The 24,535-nt window shown below is 67.8% G+C and carries 19 protein-coding genes and 2 pseudogenes; 7 read left to right on the top strand and 14 right to left on the bottom strand.

Annotated features, from left to right (window positions below; genetic code table 11):
• Positions 1-193 precede the first annotated feature (193 nt).
• From ABT245_RS43660 to ABT245_RS43645, 4 genes and pseudogenes are all read left to right on the top strand, one after another.
• Complete coding sequence (locus tag ABT245_RS43660; protein ID WP_351746082.1) at positions 194-2,464, top strand: ATP-dependent nuclease; 2,271 nt, start codon at positions 194-196, stop codon at positions 2,462-2,464.
• Positions 2,464-4,347, top strand: a complete 1,884-nt coding sequence (locus tag ABT245_RS43655; protein WP_351746079.1) for a UvrD-helicase domain-containing protein — start codon at positions 2,464-2,466, stop codon at positions 4,345-4,347. The genes ABT245_RS43660 and ABT245_RS43655 overlap by 1 nt, the downstream gene beginning before the upstream one ends.
• 47 nt (positions 4,348-4,394) lie before the next feature.
• Positions 4,395-5,217: pseudogene (locus ABT245_RS46375) on the top strand (transposase); the annotation flags it as partial.
• Between the two features lie 49 nt (positions 5,218-5,266).
• Positions 5,267-6,199: a LysR family transcriptional regulator gene (locus tag ABT245_RS43645; RefSeq protein WP_351746076.1), complete on the top strand. Its 933-nt coding sequence runs from the start codon at positions 5,267-5,269 to the stop codon at positions 6,197-6,199.
• A gap of 48 nt (positions 6,200-6,247) precedes the next feature.
• On the opposite strand, the pseudogene ABT245_RS43640 reads toward ABT245_RS43645, so the two are convergent.
• Positions 6,248-6,706, bottom strand: a pseudogene (locus ABT245_RS43640) (Tn3 family transposase); the annotation flags it as partial.
• Between the two features lie 39 nt (positions 6,707-6,745).
• Here ABT245_RS43640 and ABT245_RS43635 point away from each other — a divergent pair.
• The 3 genes from ABT245_RS43635 to ABT245_RS43625 all read left to right on the top strand — a co-directional run bounded on the left by ABT245_RS43635 (position 6,746) and on the right by ABT245_RS43625 (position 9,892).
• A complete protein-coding gene (locus tag ABT245_RS43635) occupies positions 6,746-7,378 on the top strand; it encodes a TetR family transcriptional regulator (RefSeq protein WP_351746072.1) in 633 nt (210 codons plus the stop codon).
• Positions 7,379-7,730: 352 nt separating this feature from the next.
• Positions 7,731-8,978 carry a cytochrome P450 gene (locus ABT245_RS43630; protein WP_351746070.1) on the top strand — a complete coding sequence of 416 codons (1,248 nt, stop codon included), beginning with the start codon at positions 7,731-7,733 and terminating at the stop codon, positions 8,976-8,978.
• Positions 8,979-9,073: 95 nt separating this feature from the next.
• Entirely contained in the window at positions 9,074-9,892 is an 819-nt protein-coding gene (locus ABT245_RS43625) for an SAM-dependent methyltransferase (RefSeq protein WP_351746067.1), read from the top strand.
• Positions 9,893-9,957: 65 nt separating this feature from the next.
• Here the strand turns inward: ABT245_RS43625 and ABT245_RS43620 are convergent, their stop codons facing one another.
• The 13 genes from ABT245_RS43620 to ABT245_RS43560 form a co-directional block, all read right to left on the bottom strand.
• Entirely contained in the window at positions 9,958-10,485 is a 528-nt protein-coding gene (locus ABT245_RS43620) for a flavin reductase family protein (RefSeq protein WP_351746064.1), read from the bottom strand.
• Between the two features lie 31 nt (positions 10,486-10,516).
• Positions 10,517-11,368, bottom strand: coding sequence for a hypothetical protein (locus ABT245_RS43615; protein WP_351746062.1), 852 nt, complete (start codon positions 11,366-11,368; stop codon positions 10,517-10,519).
• A gap of 96 nt (positions 11,369-11,464) precedes the next feature.
• A complete protein-coding gene (locus tag ABT245_RS43610) occupies positions 11,465-11,767 on the bottom strand; it encodes a ferredoxin (protein ID WP_351746059.1) in 303 nt (100 codons plus the stop codon).
• Between the two features lie 81 nt (positions 11,768-11,848).
• On the bottom strand, positions 11,849-13,054 hold the full coding sequence (locus ABT245_RS43605; RefSeq protein WP_351746056.1) for a cytochrome P450: 1,206 nt from the start codon (positions 13,052-13,054) through the stop codon (positions 11,849-11,851).
• Positions 13,055-13,107: 53 nt separating this feature from the next.
• Positions 13,108-13,848 (bottom strand): SDR family NAD(P)-dependent oxidoreductase, encoded by a 741-nt coding sequence (locus ABT245_RS43600; protein ID WP_351746053.1) that lies wholly within the window; start codon positions 13,846-13,848, stop codon positions 13,108-13,110.
• An 82-nt stretch (positions 13,849-13,930) separates the two neighbouring features.
• Positions 13,931-15,025, bottom strand: coding sequence for an LLM class flavin-dependent oxidoreductase (locus tag ABT245_RS43595; RefSeq protein ID WP_351746050.1), 1,095 nt, complete (start codon positions 15,023-15,025; stop codon positions 13,931-13,933).
• A complete protein-coding gene (locus tag ABT245_RS43590; protein WP_351746047.1) occupies positions 15,022-16,314 on the bottom strand; it encodes an LLM class flavin-dependent oxidoreductase in 1,293 nt (430 codons plus the stop codon). Before ABT245_RS43590 ends, ABT245_RS43595 begins: the two co-directional genes overlap by 4 nt.
• Before the next feature lie 25 nt (positions 16,315-16,339).
• Positions 16,340-17,644: a cytochrome P450 gene (locus ABT245_RS43585; protein ID WP_351746045.1), complete on the bottom strand. Its 1,305-nt coding sequence runs from the start codon at positions 17,642-17,644 to the stop codon at positions 16,340-16,342.
• Entirely contained in the window at positions 17,641-18,480 is an 840-nt protein-coding gene (locus ABT245_RS43580) for a methyltransferase domain-containing protein (RefSeq protein WP_351746042.1), read from the bottom strand. Before ABT245_RS43580 ends, ABT245_RS43585 begins: the two co-directional genes overlap by 4 nt.
• A 72-nt stretch (positions 18,481-18,552) precedes the next feature.
• On the bottom strand, positions 18,553-18,696 hold the full coding sequence (locus ABT245_RS43575; RefSeq protein WP_351746040.1) for a ferredoxin: 144 nt from the start codon (positions 18,694-18,696) through the stop codon (positions 18,553-18,555).
• A gap of 22 nt (positions 18,697-18,718) precedes the next feature.
• Positions 18,719-20,059 (bottom strand): cytochrome P450, encoded by a 1,341-nt coding sequence (locus tag ABT245_RS43570; protein WP_351746038.1) that lies wholly within the window; start codon positions 20,057-20,059, stop codon positions 18,719-18,721.
• Between the two features lie 20 nt (positions 20,060-20,079).
• Positions 20,080-20,538, bottom strand: coding sequence for a nuclear transport factor 2 family protein (locus ABT245_RS43565; RefSeq protein WP_351746035.1), 459 nt, complete (start codon positions 20,536-20,538; stop codon positions 20,080-20,082).
• A gap of 100 nt (positions 20,539-20,638) precedes the next feature.
• On the bottom strand, positions 20,639-24,535 hold a 3,897-nt coding region (locus ABT245_RS43560; RefSeq protein ID WP_351746032.1), incomplete at its 5' end, for a type I polyketide synthase.

The raw sequence follows: 24,535 nt of genomic DNA, 5'->3' as shown, positions 1-24,535 counted from the left end.
CTGATGAGGGCGTAGGAACTCCCATCATCCCAGGTCAGCAGGCACCTCTTCCCATTTCCCCGTCCCCAGACCGACCTTCACGCGGTGGATCCAGGTTCAGGAGTCGACTGCTTTGTGTCTATTGATGATCACGTGTGATCGAAATTGACAGGTATGAAGGAAGTGTGAAACGGGGGGCGTTCCTGGTGGCAGGATGCAGCCCCAGGGCCTGAGGAGGCGTGAGCGCGGTACGGGGCTCGTCCGTTCGTCGAGTGCTCGAGTTCAAGCCCTCATAGGCAAAGGTGCGCGGCAGGGAGTTGGGGTGTCTCAAACCGGTACGAGTGGTGTCATTCCGGGCCAACGGGCTGGCTTAAGTGAGTTGCCCAGCCGCAAGACTCCGACGCCACCCCGCCTGACCAAGGCCGTAATCCAGAATTTCAGGTTGCTGCGTGAGACCGAGCTGTCCTTCACTGATGACGTGACATTGTGCGTCGGCCGCAACAACACGGGAAAGACCTCGCTGGCCAAATTATTCAAGCTCTTCCTGACGAAGAAAGATAGCGTGCTGCGCATCGAGGACTTCTCTGCAGAATGCTACGCGGAGTTCCTTGACGCGCACCGCCTCTACGTTGCGGGTGAGAAGGAACAGGCACGCGGCCGGATCCCGAAGGTCACCCTGACCCTCCATATCGGATACGACGCGAACTGCGGACAGTACGGCCCTCTGTCCGCCTTCATGGTGGACCTCGATCCCGACTGCTCCGAGGTCGTGATCAGGCTCACCTATGCATTGAAGGACGGCGCCCTGGACGTGTTCCTCAGCGACCTGGTCAGCAGTGCGGACGCTGCGCCTCTTGAGCGGCTCGCCAGACGCATTCCGGCCCACTTCGGGCTGTCCGTGACGGCGGTAGACCCCACTGACGACGCGAACGTCCGCACAGTCGACCTGGCGGACGTCAAGAAGCTCCTAAAGGTGGACTTCCTCGATGCACAGCGGGGACTGGACGACGAGGACCGGGAGGCCGCCCAGCCCATCGGAACAATCTTCGAGAAGCTCTTCACCTCAGCGAAGGGCAGCAAGCGTGTTGAGTGGCTGGAGGATCTCGCCACGCGTATCGACGTGATGCTCACGAACACCTCCAGCGATCTCGACATCAGCCTGCAGGAGATCCGCACCCAGGTAGCGCCGGCATTGACGGCCTTCGGATACCCGGGACTGGGGAACCAGGAGTTCGTCACTGCCGCCCGCCTTGATTCCCGGCGGCTTCTCAGGAACTTCGCACGCATCCACTACCCGGGAGCGGCTGGCGTGCGGTTTCCGGAGTCGTACAGCGGCCTCGGAACGCGCAACCTGGTGATGATGCTCCTCAAACTCTTCACCTACTACCGCGAACACACCGCCCAGTCCAATGAACTGGGGATTCATCTCGTCTTCCTGGAGGAGCCGGAGGCTCACCTGCATCCGCAAATGCAGGAGGTGTTCATCCAGCAACTCCTTCAATTTCCCTCGCTCTTCCCACGGCTCGATGCCCAGATGCGCGCGAACAACCCTCAATCGGTCGGCATGACGGAGGCGACCGGTTCCGGCAGCCAGAATGGATCGCCCTGGAATGCCCAGTTCGTGGTGACTACCCACTCGGCGCATGTAGCCAATCGGGCGCGCTTCTCGAACATCCGGTACTTCCGCAAGGAGGAAGAGGCTGCCGAGCCCGGAGACGAGCCGAGGCCGGCCCGTACGGCCATCAAGGACCTCTCCCAGGTTTCGCGCGACGAGAAATTCCTGCTGAAGTACCTGACCCTCACCCGGGCCGACCTCTACTTCGCGGATAAGGCGATTCTCGTTGAGGGCGCCAGCGAGCGTGTCTTCGTCCCAGCCGCAGAGGAAAAACTCGCAGCGCGAAAGCCAGACACAGCTCTCTCGCATCAGTATGTGACGTTGATGGAGGTAGGCGGCGCGTACGCCCACAAGTTCTACCCCCTCCTGAGAATCCTGGGCATCCCGGCCCTGATCATCACTGATCTCGACCCCATCGACGCAAGCGGTCCCAAGACCCGCAAGTGCACCGTGTCCGAAGGAGGGCACACGTCCAACCAGTCCATCCGGGCATGGTTCGACGAGACGGGCGAGACCAAGGTGGCCGAACTGCTCAGACGCGCCGAGGCAGATGCACCCGTAGCCGCCAACCTTTGCCTCGCCTACCAGGTGCCCGAGCAGCCCGGAGATCCATGCGGTCGTACCTTCGAGGACGCCTTCGTACTGGCAAACCCGACTCTCTTCGGTCTCTCCCGGCGTAGAGCCACGACCACGAACGCGAGCCTGGAAAGGAGAGCCCGCGACAAGGTGGACGGCAAGGGCAGCAAGGTCGACTTCGCCCTCGAGCACGTCCTCGGCGAACACGACTGGGAGGTGCCGAAGTACATCAGGCGCGGTCTCGAATGGCTCATGGCACAGGACGGGACGGCGACGAAGACGGATGACGAGTGATGACGGCACGTCCCGAAGAGCTGATGCAGGGCAAGCGCGTCGTCACCGTGGCCGAGTCGGAAGCGCAGACGGTACGGGAGACGATCCTGACCGCATTGCGGGAGGGCAGCCACTTCAAGTTGGAGGCCGGCGCCGGTGCGGGCAAGACGAGCTCGCTGATCGAGGCACTTCAGAGCATCCTCGCCGACCGAGACCGGTACCTCCCGCGACGGGACCAGCGCGTCGCCTGCGTCACCTACACCAATGTGGCCCGCGACGAGATCATCAGTCGCACCGACGGCAGCCCGTCCGTCTTCGCCGACACCATCCACGGGTTCCTGTGGCAACTGTTGTCTCCCTTCCCCAAGTACCTGCTGCGCTACGTCGTCGAGGTCGACGCCATGCAGTCCAGGCTGGAAGGGCGAACATCACTGGACGGCTACACGGTCGATTACAGCACCGGCTACCGCAAGGTGGACCACGACACACTCCACGTGCAACTGGCGCACGACGACCTCCCTGCCCTGGCTTGCAAGTTCTTCGCCCTCCCCAAGTTCCGGGCCCTGGCCGCCGACCGGTTCCCCATCGTGTTCGTCGACGAGTACCAGGACACCCCCGCCGGCCTGGTGGAGGCCATGTTGGGCACCCCGGGTGAGGAGACCACCCTCCCTGGCCCCCTCTGCGGATTCTTCGGAGACCACTGGCAGCAGATCTACGACAAGGTGTGCGGGACCATCGACGACCCGCGCGTGAAACCGATCGTCAGGAGGCGCAACCGCCGGTCGCAGCACGCTGTGGTGGATCTCCTGAACGCGATGCGCCCTGAACTGGAGCAGACCACGAGCCCGGGAGCAGGTGAGGGAAGCATCGCCATCTACCACACCAACGACTGGGCCGGCACGAGGCTCACCCACCACCGAAAGGGACAAATAGGCTGGGATGCTGCGCATGCGGCCCGCAGCTGGGCCCTGGAAGACGCCCGCCGACGCCTGTGGAACACCGAGGAATCCGATGGCTTGGACGGAGCGCGGGCGGCAGCGCCCAGCACGAAGATCCTCATGCTCACGCACGAGACGATCGCCGGCGAACTGGGCTACCAGCGACTTCACCAAGCCTTCCGGCGCAACGAGTCGTATGTGAAGAAGGAGGACCACGTCATGGCCTTCTTCCTGGACGTCCTGGAACCCGCACTGCTTCATCACCGGAACAAGCGCTACGGCGCGATGTTCGACGTGCTCGGCCACCGCTCGCTTCTCACCTCACCCGCCGACAAGCACGCGTGGGCAGCTCTCCTGAAAGAGCTGGAGAGGACCCGTGAGGATGGCACTGTTGGCGACGTTCTCGACCTCTGCCTGAGGCAGCAACTGTTTGACGGACTGGGAAAGGTCCGTGAACGCCACCGCAAGTTGGTGCCACTGGCCAACAGCGAATCGCAGTCCGAAAGCGACGACAAGGCCAAGGCGCGAGCGGAAGAGTACGAGGCCCTGCGTGCTGTTCCGTACGCGCAGCTACTGGCGTTGCATGACCACCTGGGCGGTGGCACACCCTTCGCGACGCAGCACGGAGTCAAAGGCCAGGAGTTCGACAGGGTGCTCGCCGTCGTCAGCAAGGGGCACACTCGCTTCCAGATCCCCGAGATGTTGGCGAACTTCTCCCGGCGTCACGGACTGCAGGGGAAGGAGCGGGAAGCCTTCGTCAGGGCTCGGAACCTCTTCTACGTGGCGTGTTCGCGGGCAAAAGAGCACTTGGCCCTTCTCTTCACCACGAAGCTCGACCCCGCTGCGCTCGAAACCCTCCGGCAATGGGTGGGCGACTCCCGGATCATTTCTCTGCGGTTCGATGGAGATTCTGTGATATGCGGCGAGCGCGAAATGAACAACGCTGTCTCGCCAGTGCGCGGGTAGGCTGTCGGCCCTGGAGTGACGGAGCATTGTCCCCCAGTACCTCCGCCAGCCTGAAGTCGGCCTATCGCTGGCATCAGTTGTGGCAATGGTGGTGTTGAGGCATTGGCCTCCCGCGGCCCGAGCGGATCGCGCTGCCGTCTGTCGCTGCGCAGTCTGGAGAAACTGGCTGCGTATCTGGAGCAGGGTCCGGCCGCTCACGGCTGGGTGGAGGACCAGGTGTGGGCCGCCGCTCGGGCTATCACGGTGTGGAAGGAGGCGACATGGGCCGAGGTAGAAGAGTCTGGGCGGCATGTTGGGGGTGACATCTGCTTCGAGGACGAAGCCGGATTCACCCGAAAGTCGTCCCGAGGACCGGGCCTGGGGCCGGCGCGGGCGCAGCCGGTCGTGACTGTCGGCGGGCGACGCTCGGGGTGCCTGTCGGCGCCCGGGTTGATCGCGATGCGGCCAGGCTCACCGGACCGGGCTGTGTCACCGACTGCGCACCCACCGAGCGGGCTAAGGCGCGAGCCGCAGCATGGGCGAGCGGGACTTCATCGCGTTCGTCTGCGGCGTCCACCAGCTCCTCAAAGCACCGATCGTGCTGGTGTGGGACCGCCTGAACACTCACGTCTTCCACGCTGTGCGTGAGCTGATCGCCGAACGGGAGTGGCTGACGGTGTTCCTGCTGCCTGCCTACTCACCCGACCTCAACCCGGTCGAGTGGGTATGGGACCACGTCAAGCGCAGCCTGGCCAACCTCGCCGTAGTCGGTCTCGACCGGCTCGAAGCCCCCGTACACAACCGGCTCAAGCGCCCTCAGTTCCGCCCGACGCCCTTGACGGCTTCATAGCGGGCACCGACCTGAAGCTCGACAAACCCACTTCACCTTGACGAGCCGAAGGCAGTAACGAACTACTGTTGTGGATTAGGGTGCATCGGTGTGGATCTCGAAGCCGTACGCACCTTCGTCGCCATCGCGGACGCGGGCCAGTTCAAGGAAGCCGCTGCCGGCCTGTCGATCACTCAGCAGGCCGTCTCCAAGCGCATCGCTGTGTTGGAGAAGGACCTCGCAGTTCGGCTACTCACCCGCACTGCGCGCGGAGCCCGGCTCACTATCGATGGACAGGCGTTCCTGCCCCACGCCCGCGACCTCCTGCAGGCCGAAGAGCGAGCAGCCGACTCCGTACGCCCTGGCCGTCGCGCGCTGCGCGTCGACGTGGTCAATCGGCGTATCGCGCCTGCGCGCCTGGTGCGCGACTTCCACCGCGCCCATCCCGAGACCGAACTCGACGTCGTGGCCCTCTTCAGCGCCGATGCTGCCATTGCCGCTATCCGGGCGGGCACGATCGACGCGTCCTTCCGAGCTGTCACCTTGCCCGTGCAGCAGCTCCCCGACGACATCGAGACCGCCCGCGTCCTCGACGACCCCCTCCAACTTCTCACCGGATCGGGCCACGAACTCGCCTCCGCCAGCGCGGTCGCACTCACCGAGCTTGCCGGGCGCAAGATCTGGTTGCCCGGCAACGTCACCGGAACTGAGTGGGTGGCTTACTACAACGAGCTCGCCGCAGCGTTCGGGCTAACCATCGACACGGTAGGCCCCAACTTCGGCACCGACGCCCTCCTGGAGGTTATCGCTGGATCCTCGGAGCTGGCCACCTTCGTCGGCGAGCAGGTAAGGCTCGTATGGCCCGCCCACTACAACCTGCGGCGCATCGCCGTACACGACCCGATACCGGTCTACCCGTACTCATTGATCTGGAGCTGCGACAACCACCATCCCGCACTCACGGCACTCCGGAACTACCTCGGCTCCACGCAGTCCGACCGCTCCGACAGCTGGACATGGACACCCAACTGGACACAGCGGTAAGAAGCACCGTGCCATTGGTAACAACGTCATGAGCCGCAACCGCTGTTCCTCCATTCCCTCGTCGTCATCGTCGATTTCACCGCCTTCGGGTCGCGCAAGGGGCGCAGGCAGCCACCAGCGGTGAAGCTGTAAGGCCCCAGAACATTGAGGTTCTTGTGCTTGAGCGGGACAGCCTCGCGACGTCCTCGATCTCTCGGTCCTTGCCGCGGACCTGGACGACCGCGGCGTCGTATTAGCGGGTTGTCCACAGCGCCACGGCGTTCAGGGCCAGGTGGAGCGAGTCGAGATGGTCACTCATCCTGTCCTGGTATGCCTGGTGGATGGTGCCGAGCTTGCCGTGGCATACCTCGCGGGCCAGCTTGTTCCCGAACTCCTGCACGGTGAGCTGCCGGATCATCTGCCGCCCATAGGGAGCGTAGGCCGGGTAAGCTACGCAGAGCAGGCGCTGGTCTTCGCGATCCGGCAGTACTCGGCAAAAACGCCTGCGCGCTGCGCAAGTGGAACCGGGCCAGCCGCACACATTGGCTCCACGTAGGCTGGGCACTTATGGGACACCGCGAACAGTTGATGATCGGTGCGAAGAAGTGCCTGCAGGAACTCGGCTATGCCCGCACTACCTCGCGCGATCTGGCTGCTGCGGCGGGAGCGCCGCTGGGGTCGATCAACTACCACTACCACTCGAAGGACGAGCTGCTCAACGCGGCTCTGCTGGAGCTTCTGCGTGAGTGGGGTGACCGGACAGTGGCGCGCGCCGCCGCCGAGGCGGATGCGGGGGCCGGGGTAGGGCAGCGCCTGCTTGCCCTGTGGGCCGGGGTGGTGGAAGCCCAGGAGTCGGATCGCCCCATGCTCGTGGCCAGCGTCGAGGCATACGCTCAGGCGGAGCGCTCCGCTGAGGTGCGGGACCAGATCGGGAAGGCGTATGAACGGTCGCGGCCGGAATTGGCAGCCGCTCTGCACGGGTTGGGCGCCGAAGGGGAGCCGGAGGTGGTCCGGGCCGTAGGTTCGGTGCACATGGCGCTGATCGCCGGGCTCAGCCTGCAGTGGCTCGTTGATCCGGAGCGCGCGCCCTCAGCACACGAGGTGGCCGTCGGGCTGCGGGCCATCGCGGACAGCCTCGATAATGACGCGGTTGACGTCGGGCGCGTGGACAGCGGTGATGGGGACGCGCCGGACGCGTAACGGCATACCGGACTTCTGAGGCACTCCGAGCCCTTGCGGGGTGCATGTATACCCCGGAACGTCGGGAGCGACACACTCATTGAACGGATGTTCACTTTGCCCTTGTTATGCCTTCATGAGTGCATTCTCGCTGAAGGTGGGGGCTCGTAATGTTGTCCGGGCGAAGATCCGTGCGACTGAAAATCACCTTTCATTGGTCTTGGTGAGGGTGTGAGGCTCTTGAGGGTCGGGCTGCGACGGAATCTCTGTCATGGTGAGCATGGTGCCGACCTTGGCATGTGTTTGCATGTGCGTTCACTTCTGAATCGTTGCCCGTGGTTGTCGAGGAATAGACGGGAGGCTGAGGGACCACATGGGCAACGGGCGATCCCGCGCGGAGATCGAACGCCATGTCGAGCGTTTCGACCCTTGGGACAAGGAACTGGCCGCGGACTCGGACTTGTTTTGGCGCGTGGTGGACCGCATCAGAGAAACCGGGCCGGTCCGTCGCAGCGAAGCCTGCGGCGGTTTCTGGATCATCAGCGGTCATGACGAGGTGCTGCGGGCCAACAAGGATTGGCAGACCTACAGTTCCGCGCAGGGAGTCACCATCCCCAACAATCCTGACGTCCCCATGCTGGCGCCCATCGAGGTCGATCCGCCCGAACACCATGACTGGCGGCGCATGCTCAACCCACTCATGTCCCGCCCTGCCGTCGCCCGGCATGAGCCCGGGATGCGGCGTATCGCGGCTGACCTGATCGACGCCTTCGCCGCCGCGGGGGAGTGCGACCTCGCCAAGGACTACGCCTGGCAGCTCGTACCCACGGCCCTGTTCCAGCTGATGCTCGGCGTTCCCGTGGACCAGGTGCCCTACACCAGGGACCTGGTTCACAAGATCGTCTCCTTCGAGACCCTCGAACTCCAGCGCCGGGCATTCGCCGGCCTCACCGAGTGGGCCAACGGGTTCCTCACCTGGCGCGCCGGACAACCGGGCCAGGGCGACGTCGCCGACGCCCTGATCCACGGCACGGTCGGCGGCCGCCCGCTCACCCAGGACGAACGCGTCAACACCGCCATCCTGCTCGTCCTCGCTGGCATGGAGACCACCTCCAGCAGCATCTGTGACGTGGCCGCCCACCTCATTGAGGACCCCTCACTCGCCTGCCACTTCACCGGCCCGGACGCGCCGGTGGAACTCGCGGTCGAGGAACTGCTGCGGCACGGTTCCATCTCGTACGGTCTCACCCGCGTCACCACGCGCGATGTCGAGATCGACGGCCACACCATTCCGGCGGGCGACCGTGTGTTCCTTTTGTGGGCCTCCGCGAACCGCGACCCGGCGGTCTTCCCGGAGCCGGCTCGTTTCGACGTGAACCGCGCCACCACTGCGCACCTGGCCTTCGGGGCGGGCCCGCATCGCTGCATGGGAGCGAACTTTGCCCGGCTTACCCTCAAGGTCGCCGTCACGGAGATGGTGTCCCGGATGCCCGGGTTGCGGCTGCGCCCTGGTGCCTCGGTGGAACACCCGCCCGGCGTGACTCGCAGCACTCGATCCATGCCCGTCCTCTTCGAAGCCACGCCCAGCCCGTACCTCAACGCGACCGCTGGACGCCCGTGACGCCGGGCCCCTGCCACTGGCCCGAGATGGCGACCCTTCTCCCAACCAGCCAGAACCAGGAGGACACCCTCATGCCCGTACGAGGAGACCGCGACGTGACCATCGCGTCAGTGGCCGCGTACTACGACGATGTCACCGACCTGATCAGCGCAGACCTCGGTGGCGGACTTCACTTCGGCTACTGGGAGGGCCTGCCCGAGGGCAGCACTATGGCTGATGCCTCCCGGCACATGACGGAGCTGATGATCGACAAGCTGCGGGCGCGGCCCGGCCACCGCATCCTCGATGTCGGCTGTGGCGTCGGAGGCCCGGCCGTCGATCTGGCTCGGAACACCGGCGCCGACGTGGTCGGCGTCAACATCAGCGAGCGGCAACTGGCTGCCGCGGAGCGGCTGGCCGCCGAGTCCGGTCTCGCTGAGCGCGTTCACTTTCAGTATGGCGACGCCATGGCTCTTTCGTTTGGACCGGACAGCTTCGACGGGGCTTGGTTGTTCGAGGCTCTCTTCCACATGTCCGACCAGGAGAAGGTCCTCCAGGAGATCGCCCGCGTGCTGCGCCCGGGAGGGCGGCTCGCCATCGCCAACCTCGTCCAGCGCACTGCGCTCAGCGACGCACAGAACACCGCGCTGGCCGAGTACTGGAAGGTCGGCCATGTGGCGGCCCTGCTGCCACTGGACGACTATCCCGCCCTGCTCAGCCGGTGCGGTCTCGCTCTCGAGGAACTGACCGACATCTCCGAGCACAGCACCCGGCAGACCTTCCAGGCCATCCGCGACACCCACGCGCAGCGGGCCCTGGTCAAGGCGGGGCCCGTGGGGCCGGCCGAGGTCGCCGACCGCATGGACGCGGGCATGAACCTGTTCGCCGAGACCCCTGAGATCGGCTTCGCCATCGTTGTCGCGGTCAAGGAATGACCGCCTGGCGGCCCCGGTGCCCCCTCCGTGACGGGCGGGTGGCATTGGGGCCGTCGTATGGCAGGTCACGAGGCGGTAGCCAGACGGCGGAAGCCGCCGCCGTGGAACACCAGTGGCTCACGCCCCGCGCGGGAGCCGAGCGATTCCACCCGCAGCAGCACGATCCGGTGGTCCCCGGCGGGTAGCTCTTCCCGCGGCGAGCACTCCAGCCACAACGCTGCCCCGCGCACCAGCACCGCGCCCCGCCCGGTGGCCTGCCATGGCACCCCGGCGAACCGGTCCCCGTCCCGGGCCCCCAGCGTCCGGCATACCTCCTGCTGCGAGGCGGCAAGCACGCTCACCCCGAGCGTCGGCAACGCCCGCAACCGCGGCCATGTCGCCGACGTGTTGGCCACGCACACCGAAACCAGCGGCGGCTCCAGCGACACCGTGGTCAGGGAACTCGCCGCCATGCCCACCGGGCAGCCGTCCGCGCTGAGCCCGCATACCGCCGAAACCCCTTGGGGGACGCGGGCGTAGGCCGCCCGCATCCCCCAAGGGTCCCCCGGCGGTGCCAGTCCGAGGTCGTCCGCTCCGTCCGGCTCCACCGTCACATCCGCACCTTCCTGCTCCTCCCGTCGTGGGTCAGGGCCGCCAGAACGGGTCATCCCGCGTCGATTCGTAGGTGCCGTAGTCCGGATGCCGAAAGCGGTGGTACTCGAAGATCCGGTCCGCCCACGGCGGATCGAACGGCAGATGGCTGCGTAGCGCGTTGACCCGGCCGAGGAAGGAGTCCCGCTCACCGGACGACTCCTTCTGCTCGGCGTTGAACTCGGCGACGGCCGCTAGCTCACCGACCGCGTCCACGATCGTGATGATGTCGTCGAAATAGCTCGTCACGCGGGGCAGCAATGCCGCGTCCGGCGCCGCGCGGAAGACCTCGAACGCCGCCGTCGTCGACGAGTGATAGTCCAGATCGAACGAAACGAACCCGAGGGGCAGCCGGGCCAGTGACGTGGACTGCTCCTCCAGGAACATGGGCACCGTGTCGCGGACATCACCCAGCATCAGTTCGGCCGACGAGCCCAACTCCTTCACCAGTTCAGCCTGTTGCATGGGGTACTGGCCCTGCTTCCACACATACGGCAGGTCCCGGTAATCCGCCGGCTCGGGCAGCCCCGCCCCGGAGTCGAAGCCGACGACCCGCACCTCAAGGCCGCTGCGCCGGGCATAGTACGCGGCGTGGCGGGCCAGCGCCTTCAGGCCCCCGCCCGCACCGACGCCGAACTCCATGACGGTGACGCCGGCAAGCCCCAGGCAGGTCGCCAGCTCTACCGCCTTGCGGACTCCGTAGGCGTACTGCGGGCGGTCCACCAGCCCGAAGCGGTAACGGATGTCGTCGGGCACGAACGGGGTACGCTCCACCATCCCGATCACCGTGTGCTGACGCAACCCGGACGCGGACCAGTCCCGCAGGGTCTCCAGCAGGTCTGCCATCTCATTCCTTCCTGGGAATTCCCGGTCCTCCGGGACTTTCTGGGCATGTCGTCGAGCCGCCCGCAGCCGCGGCTGGGTCGGGTCCGTCACCACGGCTCACAGATCGGGCGCGATAACCAGGCCGGTCGCCGCGTCATGCACGGTGATCGCCTCGACCGGGCAGTTGTCCGCCGCGTCCGCGACCTGTGGGGTGCCCTCCGGCACCGGGTCCGTCAGCGGCTGAGACCGGCCGAGCCGCAGGTCGAAGTGGTCCGGAGCGATGCCTACGCAGATGCCGGAGCCGATACACACCTCACGGTCCACCGTCACCCGCCAGCACCCCTTCGACTCGCTCGACTCCCTGCCCGCCACGGTGCCCTCGCCATCCAACAGGCCCGCTTCGTTCGCCGCGTCCGTCACGCCGTCCTGCTCCTCTCCCTCACACCTTGCCGGTCCCTGCTCACGCATCGGGGACGCTTACCGAGGCTGTTCCACATGGCCTCACCACTCCACGAGCAGCTGCTCGGGGCCGCGCAGCAGTCCGCCGCTCTTCCACGGGATCTCCTCCGGCAGCACCGCCAGACGCAGACCGGGGAAGCGGGTGAACAGTGAGCCCAGCGCCACTTGGAGCTCCACGCGGCCCAACTGGGCGCCCAGGCAGTGGTGGACACCGTGCCCGAAGCCCACGTGCTGGTTGCGCTCTCGACCGATGTCGAGCCGGTCGGGGTCGGTGAACACCAAGCCGTCCCGGTTGGCCGCCAGTAGTGCCGGGAAGACCGCCTCCCCGGCCCGTACGGTCACGCCGCCCAGGTCCACGTCCTCCTTCGCGATGCGGGCGAAGCTCGCCGAGTCCAGAGGCACATACCGGACCAGCTCCTCCACCGCCGTGGTGATCAGCGACGGGTCGGCCTTCAGCCGGTCCAGTTGGCCGGGGTGGGCCAGCAGGACGTAGGTGAAGCTGGCGATCCGGTTGGCCGTGGTCTCGTGGCCGCCGATCATGATGTCCTCGGCCATGCGGACCAGCTCGCTCTCGCTGAGCCGGCCCTCCTCGTCCCGGGCTCGCACCATGGCGCTTATGAGGTCGTCGGCGGGGGCGCTCCGTCGCTGTTCGATCAGTTCGGAGAAGTAGGCGCGCAGCTCCTGGCGGGCCCGGGTAATCTCCTCGGCGGTCCGCTTGGTTGTCGACAGTGTCGCGTCCGCCCACTCCCGGAACCGAGGCCGAGCCTCGGCGGGTACACCCAGCAGCTCGCTGACCACGGTCGTAATGGGCAGCGGCAGCGCGAATTCCTGCACTAGGTCGATCGGGCCGCCCCGGCGTTCCATGCTGTTCAGCAAGCGATCGGTGATCGCCTGGATGCCCGGGCGCAGCCGCTCGGCGTGCCGTTGTGTGAAGATGCGGGCGACGATGCCGCGCAGGCGCGTGTGCTCAGGCGGGTCGGTGTCGAGGAGGCCACCTTCCTCGGCGAGGTTGTTGGGCTGGATGCGGGGCACGTCCTTGCCCGGCACCGCTGCTCGGCTGAATCGGGTGTCGGCCAGGACCTTCTTGGTCTGCTCGTAGCCGGTCACCAGCCAGGCGTCACCGCCGTACGGCAGCCGGACCCGGCTGACCGGACAGGTGCTGCGAAGTTCGCCGTACTCCTTTTCCACGCCCATCGCGGGGACAGGCGGGAACGGGAAGTCGACGGGGTCGGGGTGCGCGGTCGTCATGATGTCGCTTGCCTCTCGTGCGTGGGGGCCTGCGGAGTGCCTGTCAGGGCGGTTCAACGGCCGAGGTGTGTTCCGCCGTTGACGTGGATGGTCTGGCCGGTGGTCTGCGCGGCGGCAGGCGAGGCGAGGAAGGCCACCATGGCGGCCACGTCCGCCACGTCGGTGGCCCGCTTGGTCGCGCCCGACTCGATGAGCGGTGCGGCATCGCCGCTGGCGAGGAACCCAAGCGCCCGGTCGTTGCTGACCGTGAAGCCTGGGGAGACCACGTTCACGGTGATGCCCCGGGGGCCGAGTTCCAGGGCTAGGTCGGTGGCCCACGGCTCGATCGCGGCCTTGGCAGGGCCGTAGCCGTAGCGCCCTGCGCCGAAACCACGCGCGGCGATCGAGCCGATCATGATGATCCGGCCGCCGTGCGGGATGCGCGGCTCCAGCGCGGCGGTCATCAGTACCGCCGTCATCAGGTTGGCCTCGATGTTGCGCAGCCACGCCTCCCGCAGTTCCTTGAGCCTGCCGCGCTCGGGCATGGCAAAGTCGTACTCGGTGGCGCCGCCTGCGTTGTTCACCAGCACGTCGACCCGTGCGGGCAGAGAATCGGCCGCGACCTGTATGGCGTCCGGATCGGAGGCGTCGAAGGCCATTGGCGTGACACGAGGGCCGAGTTCGGCGGCGGTGCGTTCCAGGATCTCGGCGCGTCGACCGGTGATGACGACGTCGCAGTCCTGGGCCAGGAGGTGTTCGGCCACGGCACGGCCGATGCCGTAGCCGCCTCCGGTGACGATAGCTGTACGGGGCAAGGGAGCCTCCGGGCAAGAGAGCGGGAAGGGAAGGGGGCCGATTGTGGGGCGATGTCCGAGGAGGGTGGGGGATACGACGCCGTCAGGGCGCGAAGCGACGGCTGGGTGGGCGTGAGAGCCCCAGCCGGGTTCGCAGCGTTGTACCGCGGGTGGCAGGGGTAGCGGTCTGTTGGGTACGGACGGCCGAGGCGACGGCGAGCAGGGCCGTGTGGGCTTCGTCGGTGCCGTGGGCCCCGGGCATGTCGGCGGCTCGGGCGGCGCTCTGCCGCACGGGTGGCAGCAGGACGACGCCGTCGGCCGTGCCCGCCTCCCACAGCGTGATGAGCTGTTTGGCGTCGGCCTCGGCGTGGCCGCCGGTCCGGAACTCGCCGAGCACCAGCACGTCGTCGGCCGCGCGCCCGGCGGCAAGCGCCGCCTCGCGGACGGCCTGCCGGATACCGGTGACATCGCCCGGGACGACGACCACATCGGCCCGGGCGGCGGCCTGCCGGGCGTCCTGCTCGGTAGCAGCCGGGCGGACCAGGATCGGGTGTCCCTGCGGCGGACGAGCTATGTTGAGCGGGCCTGCCACGTCGAAGTGAGGGCCCCGGTGCTCGAGAGCGTGCAGCCGCTCGGGAACGAAGTACACGCCGTCGGCGCGGTCGCGCAGGAACGCGTCGTCCTGGAAGCTGTCCCACAGACCGGATGCGACCGTGACGAACTCCTCGGCGCGGTCCTGCCGTTCGGCGGCCGTACCGGGGCCGCCGGCCCGGTGGTTGGCGCATGCCGCAGCTGCTTCCGCGGCGGACACGTCCCGCACGAGCCAGCCGGCCCGACCGCCGCTGAGGTGATCGACCGTGGCGAGCTTGCGGGCCACGTGGTATGGCGCGAGCTGGTCGGTGCACACGCCGCAGACCAGGCCGATCGATTCGGTGCGCACCGCCAGAGCGGAGGCTAGCGTGTGCGCCTCGAAGGCCGGAGCGGGGACGGCGTCCTCGTCGGGGGTGCCGGGTGCCGCTGTATGCCGGTCGGCAAGCAACAGGGCGTCGATATCGTGCTCCTGCGCCGACCGAGCCCGCCCGAGGACCCGCTCGAAGTCGACACGTCCGGCCTGGGCCGGTGTCTCTCCGGGCGCCACGGGGACACGGTCGGTGAGCAGTGGGGCGAACAGCACTGGGCGTTCGGTGCGTGGGCTCATGCCGCGCCCACCTCCGCTCCGACGGTGGTGCGCTCCGCGACCAGCCCCAGGTTCTCCCGCAGCGTGCCGTCGGTGTACGTGTCGCGGACTAGGCCGCGGCGGCGCAGCTCGGGCACGACCTGGTCGACGAAGTCGTCGAGTGCGCCGGGCAGGTAGGGGAAGTCGACCACGAACCCGTCGGCGGCCCGCTGGGTGAACATCGTCGCCATGTGGTCCGCAAGTTGCTCGGGTGTGCCCGCCACGATGTCGCCGGTCTGCCGCAGCGCGAGTTGACGCAATGTCAGGCCCTCTCGGCGGGCCAGGGAGATCCAGCGTTCGGCGGTGCTGTGCGAGTGGTTCGCGACGGGAAGGTCGGGCACGGGACCATCCAACGGGTAGCCGGTGAGGTCGACGTCGCCCAGCTGGTCCTGAAGGGCGCGCAGTGCCACGATGTCGGGCACGAGTTCTTGCAGTTCGCGCAGACGCTGCCGGGCCGCCGTCTCGGTCGAGGCCACAATCGGCTGAAGGCCGGGCCAGATCTGTATGCGGTCGCTGGGCCGTCCCTGGCGCTCGGCCCGTTGCTTGAGGTCGGCGTAGAACTCCTGGGCGTCGGCCAGCCGGGTGTGCCGGGTGAAGATCACTTCGCTGTGCCGTGCAGCGAACGCCCTGCCGACCGGGGAGGCCCCTGCCTGGAAGATCACCGGAGTGGTCTGCGGCGAGGGCGGCACGTCCAGCGGGCCGCGCACGTCGAAGAACTCTCCGTGGTGGTCGAGGGGGGTGTCCTGCCCGGCGCCGCGCCACAGCCGCGTGGCGACGGCGAGGAACTCCTCGGCGCGGGTGTAGCGCAGGTCGTGCTCCATGTGCTCGGGGCGGCCGAAGTTGCGAGACTCCCATGGCGCTGCGGACGTCACCACGTTCCAGCCCGCCCGCCCGCCGCTGAGGCGGTCCAGCGAGGAGAACGCCCTGGCCAGGTCGTAGGGCTCGTTGTAGGTGGTGGTGGCGGTCGCCGCGAGTCCGATGTGTGTGGTGCCCGCGGCGTACGCGGCGAGCAGGCCGAGCGGCTCGAAGTGCTCGTTGCGCGCCGTGCGGCTGATGTGAGCGACGTCGGTGCCCCAGACGGCCACGACATCGGGCACGAAGAGACAGTCGAAGACGCCGCGTTCCAGTGTCCGCGCGTTGCGCAGGTGGAATGCGAAGTCGAGTTGGGCGTCCGCGGGTGCCAGCGGGTGCCGCCAGGCGGCGACGTGGCCGCCCGGGCCGTCAATGATGGCCCCGAGCCGGAGCTGTCTCCGGTGTCCTTGGTGCGTCATGTGTGTTTCCCAACCGTTGGCGGAGTCAGGCGAGTTCACGTAACTGGGCGACCGACGGGACGTCCGGCCCGATCCGTGGCCCGGCGGTGAACCGGGCCGGCATCCGGATGAAGCCGTTGACTTGTCCGAGCGTCGGGTAGCGCTCCGCCTGGCCCGGTAGCAGGCGGTAGCAGGGCATCCGGGCGAGCACTTCGCTCACCATGACCTCGAAGTCCATCCGGGCGATGTGGCGGCCGATACAGCGGTGGGCTCCGATGCCAAACGCCGCCTGCCTGCGGGCATCCCGGTCCAGGTCGATGACGTGCGGGTCGGGGAAGACCTTCGCGTCCAGATTCGCCGCCGCCCACGACATCAGCACTCGGTCCCCGGACCGCACAGGGCAGCCCGCGATCGTGGTGTCCCTGGTGACCGTGCGGCCCGCGCCGACGACCGGCGTGAAGTAGCGCAGGAACTCGTCGCAGGTGTCCGGGATCGTCTCGGGCCGTTCCACGAGCCGCTGCCGCGCCTGGAGGTTGTGGTCGAGGTAGTGGAAGGTGTTGGCGAGCAGCGCGGTGGTGGTGTCCACCCCGCCGGGGATGACGGCGTTGCACACCGCTACGATTTCCTCGTCGGAGATCCGTCTACCGCCGATGTCCAACTGGGTGAGGAAGCTCAGCAGGTCGTCGCCCGGGTTTGCGCGCCGCTTAGGGATCAACTCGCGGACCGTCTCGATCAGCTGGGCGAAACCCGCCTCGACGCGGTCGAACTCCGGTGTACCAGGCTGTGTATACACGAGAGCGTGCACGGCGTCGGCGTACACCCGCCAGTCGTCCAACGGCAGCCCGACGAGGTCAAGTGTGATCAGCGCGGGCACGGGGTTGGACAGGTCCAGGACGAGGTCGATTTCCCCGCTCTCGATGTGCTGGTCCACACACCAGGTGGCGTACTGCGCGATGCGCGGTCGCAGCCGCCGAGCGGCGGTCGGTGAGAAGAACGTGTTGAGGGCGCGCCGCCACTCGAGGAACTCGGGCGGGTCGATCTCCAGTGGCAGACCGCGGAAGGAGGAGGCGGGCACGACCGTCCCCTGGGGGCGCCCCGGAGTGTTGGGCAGCTCGTGGGCCGAGGAGAACATCTCGGGCTTGCGGGCCACCTCGGTGACTTCGTCGAACCCGGTGACGAGCCAGAACCCGCCGTGATGGTTGCTGTACGCCACCGGGCAGCGCCTGTTCATCTCGATGTTCGCAGCCCACGGGTCGCGCGCGTACGCGGGGGAGTGGTGATCGAAGTCGACCTTCGGCGCGTGGCGGGGCCCGCCGGACGCGGTGACGGGGGTGGTGGGAGAGTCGCTCATGCGCGCACCGCGGTGAGGAAGAGGTAGCCGTTCTCCGGGGTGGCCGCGGCACGGCGCATGAAGGCGATGAGCTCGTCGACCTGTTCCTCGCCGCCGTCTCCGGCCTGCTGGACCAGCTTGTCGCGCACCTTCCCCACGACGTCCGCGAGCACCGCGCCGGTACGCGCGACGTTATCGCTGATGTCCCGTATCTCCACGTCGACGAAGCCGTGCTCGGCCAGCAACGCGCGGTACTCGTCCATCGTGCCCAGGGAGTGCACCTTGTACGTGGCGCAAATGTGATCGAGGACGACGCGGCCCTCGGGGCTGACCGGACCTCGCTCGACGATGTCGGCGATGGCCAGCCTGCTGCCGGGGCGAAGTACCCGCGCCGTCTCCGCCAGGACCCGCCCGCGGTCGGGCATGTGCAGCATGGATTCCAGCGCCCAGGCGGCGTCGAACGAGCCGTCCGGGAAGGGCATGTCCATTGCGTCGGCGTACTGGAAGGCCGTTCGTTCGGCGAGGCCGGCGGCGGCCGCGCGTTCCTGCGCCTGCGCCACCTGCACGTGGCTGACCGTGATGCCGACGATGTGTACGTCGCGGGCCTGGACGAGGCGGATCGCCGGGTTGCCGATGCCGCAGCCGATGTCGAGGACGCGGTCCCCGGGACGCGGGTTGAGGCCGTTGATCATCAGATCCGTGAGCCGCTGCGTGGCCTGCTCGATGGGGCTGTGGTCGTCGTCACCTTCCCAGTAGCCGTAGTGCAGGTTGGGTCCCCAGACGGTGTTCAGCACCTGGCCGACACCGTCGTAAAAGCTCGCCACGTCGTCGGGGCTGGGCGCCTGATCGAGAGACATGTGTGATGTCCTGCCTTTCTAGTGCGGTACAGAGATCGTTCAGTGGAGATGCCGTGTGGCCTTCGTTTGCGCTCAGTGCAGGCTGATCGCCTTCTCCGGACAATTGGAGACGCATTGTGCGATGGCTCGCCGCGCCTGCTCGGGCACCGGGCCGCAGTGCACGACCCGCCCGTAGCCGAGGTCGTCGCAGTCGAAGATGTCGGGAGCTATGTCCATGCAGCGCAGGTGCCCCTGGCACTTATCCGCGTCCAGGCGTACTTCCATGCGTTCCTCCGAACGTGAGTTCCAGTCGGCGTGGTCCCCAGACGTGTCCGGTGGACCACGACACGGCGTCCTCGGACGCGAGGCTGAATTCCGGGACGGCATGCAGCCATTCCTCCAGGGCCACGCGCATCTCCAGTCGGGCTATGGAGGAACCGATGCAGCGGTGGATACCGACGCCGAACGCCATGTGCCGGTTGACCTCACGGTCCAGCATCACTCGGCCCGGCTCCACGAACTCCGCTGCATCACGGTTCGCCGAGGGAATTCCCATGAGTATGGAGTCGCCCTTGCTGAGAGACGCCCCGTGGAACTCCGTGTCCTTCGTGACGACACGGGCGATTTGTACCGGGGAAAATGCCCTGAGGAATTCCTCGACTGCCGTTGGGATCAGCTCCGGTTCCGCCACCAGTCGGGCCTGGTCCTCCGGGTGGGTTGCCAGATGCCACAGACTGCTGCCGATGGCACTCCATGTGGTGTCCACGCCAGCGGTGATGATGAGAACCAGAGTGCCGAGGAGCTCTGCTGAAGTCAGCTTCTTTCCGTCGATCTCCGTGGAGATTATCAGACTGATGAGGTCGTCCTGAGGATTCTCTGTGCGTTCCTTGACTAATTCCTCAAGGAATTCCTTCGTCTCCTCCATGGCCTGTCGTATCTCGTCCATGTCGTTGGATTCCAGGATGGCGCGCATACGTTCACCGAAAGCGTCCTGGCGTTCCGGCGGCGAACCCATCATGCGAGCCATGAAGCGGACCGGGATCGGCTTGGCGTAATCCGCTGCCGCGTCACAGTGCTCACGGGGAACGATCTGCTCCAACAGTTCGCGGGCGTGCGCGCGTACCAGAGGCTCCATGCGGCGGATCTGCCGGGGCCCGAACGCGGGCAGCAGCAGCCTGCGGAACGGGCCGTGCCGGGGAGGGTCCAGTGTGATCGGCGGCCGTTCCGTGAGGTCCTCGCCGAACGCGTCCTTCGGCACGCTGATCGATGACGAGGAGAACAGCTCCGGGTTCTTGGCCACGTCCTCGACCGCCGAGTGCGCGGTGGCGATCCAGTAGCCGCCGAGCTTCTCGCTGCGGGCGACCGGGCATGCGGCCCGCATGGTGTCATAGGCAGTGAACGGATTCTCGGTGGGGGGTGGGGAGAATATGTCGAAATCGGCGGCGTGCTGCGTGTGCTGAGTCACGTCTTCCCTTTCGGAGTGGGATACGGAGAGCGGGGGCACGTCGAAGGAGAAGCAAGGCGCGACGGTGGCCGGGATTTCCGTGACGCGGCGGGCGGGTATGCGCACTGAGCGTGATGACGCTACTGCCTGCGTCACGTCACGGAAATCGGAGGGAATCAGTAGAGGCGCTTGCCGTCCGCGCCCATCGGAGACCACCACTGGTCGTAATTCGTCGCTCCGGCGCCGAATATGCCGCCGTACCCTTCGACGACCTTTCCGTTTTCCCACTTTAGCATTTGCACACCGGAAATATCGAGTACGTCGAAGGGAGAGGTGCTTCCCTCGGGAGCGCCGTGGCGGACGGCGTGGATACTGTTGACGTCGATCGAATACCCGTCCTCATTGTTGATCAGCAGTGTGATCGGCGTCATGTTCCAGGACTCTCCAGAAGCCTCCAGCATTCCCTGCACGTAGGCCAGGAAGTCGTCGATGCCCACGCGCCAGCCGGCGTGCGCGTGCGTGCCGGGAGCCAGGAAGCGCAGGTCTTCCGACCAGTACAGCGCCGTCTTCTCGCGGTCACCCGAGCTGACGGCCTCGTACGCGGCTGCGACGAGCTGGGGGGTGATCTCTGTCATTGCTTCTTCCTTCCGGTTGTCCGTGACCGGGACGGTCCCCGGTCACTCGGTGTCCCCTCCGGCCGGCCCAGCGGGTCGCTCCGGTCGGGGTGGCTCTGGCTCAGTCGGTCGGTGCGGAGGGCATGGCGACGGGGACGGCTGAACCGTTCCTCCCCGCAGCGGTCGAGGCGTCCGGCCCGGCCGCTGCGGCCCCGTCGGTCTTGTGTAACGCGACGAGCCAGCGGTCGACCAGCCGTGCCGTCTCCTTCGCGTGCTCCTCCATGACGGTGAAGTGATCGCCTCTGGCAGATGACGACGCGTCGCTCAGCGACCAGCCGGGCCCCCAACTCCCATCCGGCAGAGGCACCCCGTCCGCGTCCGGCAGGGGATCAGCCGCCCGCACGAATAGCGTGGGCGTCGCGAGCCGCCGTGGCTCCCACTCGCCGAACACCTCGAAGTAGCCGCCCATCGCCGTCAACGACACGTGGTCCATCGACACGAACTGCTCACGTCCGGTGAACAGCCCCTTAGTGAAGGCGCGTTGGAGCCGGGGATTCATTTCATCCGCCAGGTAGGTGTCGATCAGGACCACCGCGCACGCCGGCCGCCCCAGCCCCTCCAGCCGCCCGGCGACCGCATGCGCGATCCAGCCCCCCGACGAGTACCCGAGCAACGCGAACGGGGTGTCCCCCGCACACTCCAGCACGGCACGTGCCTGCGTCTCGACGAGCGTCCCGACATCGGCGGGCAGCAACTCGCCAGCCCGGAACCCGGGCTCCGGCAGCACCACCGCGTCCCGCGACCCGCGCAGCCCCGCCGCGAACCTCGCGTACTGGTGCGCCCCCGACATCGCCACCACGGCGGGGAAGCAGATCACCATCGGCTCCCGGTCACCGCGTGCCAGCGGCACGGGGTGGGGCGGCTGCTCCAAGCAGTCCGGATCGTCGAACACAGGGCGGAACCGCGCTGCCAGCTGCACCAGCTCCATGCCTTCGTCGATACGGTCGTCCGCGCACGCCTGGCGGAAGAAGGCACCGAGCGTGTCTACCCGGTCATCGTCCTCGGCCGCTCGGCCCGCGCCGGCGGAGCTCCGATCCGCCGCCCCAGGCCCCTCGGCCCCACCGCTGGATCCCTGCTCGGCCCCGGTGCCGAACTGCGCGGCCAACTCGGCGGACAGGAAAGCGGTCAGTGCGGGCGCCGTCGGCTGTTCGAACACTATCGCCGCCGCCAGCCGCAGCCCCGTTTCCCGCTCCAAACGGTTGCGCAGGTCCACGGCGGTCAGCGAATCGAAGCCCAACTCCGTGAAGGCTCGGTCGCCGTCGACCGCATCAGCCGACGAGAACCCCAGTACCGATGCCACCTCGGCACGCACTAGGTCGAGCAACGCCGTCTCCCGCTCACGCGGCTCCAGCCCGGCCAGCCTCAACCGTAGCCGGGCGGCCCGATCCTCCGGCGCCCGCCCGTTCTCACTCGGTTGCGGCAGTACGGACAGCCCCCCGGCCCGTCGCTCGTGTCGCGGCCGCACCAGCCGCTGCCACACCGGGGCCAGCGCGTCCCGGTCCGCCGCGTCCCGCAGCTTACGGGCGCTCCACCGCGCCGCCAGCAGCTGTGCCTCCGGCCGGCACAGGGCCGCGTCGAACAGGGCCAGCCCCTCGGATGGATCCAGCGCGAGAACTCCGCCGCTCTCCAGCCGCCCGACGTCCGCCCGCTGCAGCCGCCCCACCATGCCGCCCTCGGTGGCCCACGGCCCCCAGGCCAGCGACACTCCGGGCAGCCCCGCGGCACGACGCATCTCAGCGAGCGCGTCCAGGAACGTGTTGCCCGCGGCATAAGCGGCCTGCCCGGCGGAGCCCAGCACCCCCGCAGCCGACGAGAACAGTACGAAACAGGAGAGGTCGAGCTTGCGGGTCAACTCGTGCAGGTGCCAGGCCGCGTCGACCTTCGGCCGCAGCACCCGCGACACCCGCTCCGGCGTCAACGACTCCAACACCCCGTCATCCAGCACGCCGGCCGCGTGCACCACCCCGACCAGCGGCCGCTCCGCCGGCACCGAGGCAAGCAGCGCCGCCAGCGCATCTCGGTCGCCGACATCACACGCCACGAAGTCCACGTTGCTCGGCACTCCGACGGATGCACCGCCCTCCGCCAGCGTCAGCAACTCCCGCCGCAGCTCCGCGGCACCTGGAGCAGCGCCACCGCCTCGACTCACCAGCAGCAGATGACGCACTCCGTACACGGTGACCAGATGCCGCGCGATCTCCCGTCCCAACGCTCCCGACGCCCCCGTCACCAGAACGGTCCCGCCGAAAGGAATCACCGGAACGGACGGTACGGATCCTCCGGAGGCAGGCGCAGATCCTTCGGGGGGACCGAAGGAGTTGGGCGCGTCCCCCGTCGCCGGGGCCGTCTGCTGTACCCGAGCGAGCCGGGGCACTCGTACGCCGTCAGTGCCCACCGCCAACTGGGGCTCACCGCTCGCCAAGGCGCTGGACAGCACCGACCACGGAACCTCCTCTGGCGGGTCCGACGGCAGAGACAGGTGGGTCAGCCGCCCCGGGTGCTCCGCCTGCGCACTGCGCAGCAGGCCGACCAGCGGCCCGGCCACGGGCGCACCGACGACGCCGGCCGCGTCCGAGGCGACGGGCCCCGCACCACGGGTCACCACGACGAGATGCGAGGATCGCAACCGGTCGTCGGCCAGCCAGTCCTGCAACAACGCAAGGACCGTGCAGGTCAGTCGCCCCGCGACATCCGGCACCGCCGTGTGGAAGCCCTCCGCGGCGTCCGGCAGCACCACTGGGGCGAACACCAACTGGGGCGGAGCACCCGTCTCCTCGATCACCTGGCCGAGCGCGCCCAGATCCTCGTACGACTCCACCATCGCGCCGCCGCGCCCGAGGACACGTGACAGCCATGGATCCCCGGCACCGAGCACCGCCCACCATGACGATCCCGACGTCTCCTCCGAGGAGCTCTGGAGACCGGACGGCAGCCGCATCCACTCCACATGCAGCAGCTCCGCCGGAGGCTTGTCGTCCACGGCGGTAAGCGGCCGCAGCTCCAGCTGCTCGACGCTGCCCACGAACTCTCCGCGCTCATCGCGTAGTTCGATGTGTACGCCGTTGCGGCCGTCCCCGGACAGCCGTACGCGCAGCGAATACGGTGCCGAAGCGGCTATCCGCACGCCCCGCCAGGCGAACGGCAGACTCGGACCGTCGCCGCTCCCGGAGGTCAGGAAATCCCCGAGGCCCAAGGCGTGCAATGCGGCGTCGAGCAGCGCGGGATGCGCGGCGTAGGCAACTGCCGACCCAACCTGCCCTTCCTGTACGGGCGGCAGTGTCACCTCGGCGCATACGTCCGAGCCATGCCGCCAGGCGGCTCGCAGCCCCTGGAACACGGGACCGTAGTGCAGGCCCTGGCCCGCCAGCCGCTCGTACCAGTCGCCCAGGTCGACGGCCTCGGCACCCTCGGGCGGCCACGGCCCCGACGCCTCTGGGGTCGCGGCCTGTCGCACAGCACTGCTCGTCACGAGGACGGCTGTCGCGACCCGGTGCCAGTCCGCCTCGTCGTCACGACGTGCATGAACGCCCACCGACCTGCGCCCTGCAGCATCCGGAGCATGGACGGAGAGCCGCAGATCCACGGCCCCGTCCTCCGGGAGCAGCAACGGCGCTTCCAGTGTCAGGTCCTCGATGGCGTCATTGCCGCACACGGCGCCCGCCCCCAGAATCAAGTCGATGAACGCGCTACCGGGCAGCAGCATGTGGTCACCCACGACGTGGTCCGCCCACCACGGCTGTGCCGCCAAGGACAGCCGCCCCGTGAGAATCACCAGGCCCGATCCCGGATCGGCCACGACGCCGGAGAGCAGCGGATGCGGAGAGGCGTCCATACCGAGTCGGTCCGGGGCGTCCGTCTTGCTCGTGGGTGGTGTGTGGTGGAGCCAGTAGGTGTGGTGTTGGAAGGGGTAGGTGGGGAGGGGGGTGTGGGTGGTGGTGTTGGTGGGCCAGGTGGGTGT

This window comes from Streptomyces sp. NPDC001508, assembly GCF_040298665.1.
Taxonomy (GTDB): Bacteria; Actinomycetota; Actinomycetes; order Streptomycetales; family Streptomycetaceae; genus Streptomyces.
This window is presented reverse-complemented; position numbering and strand designations above follow the sequence as displayed.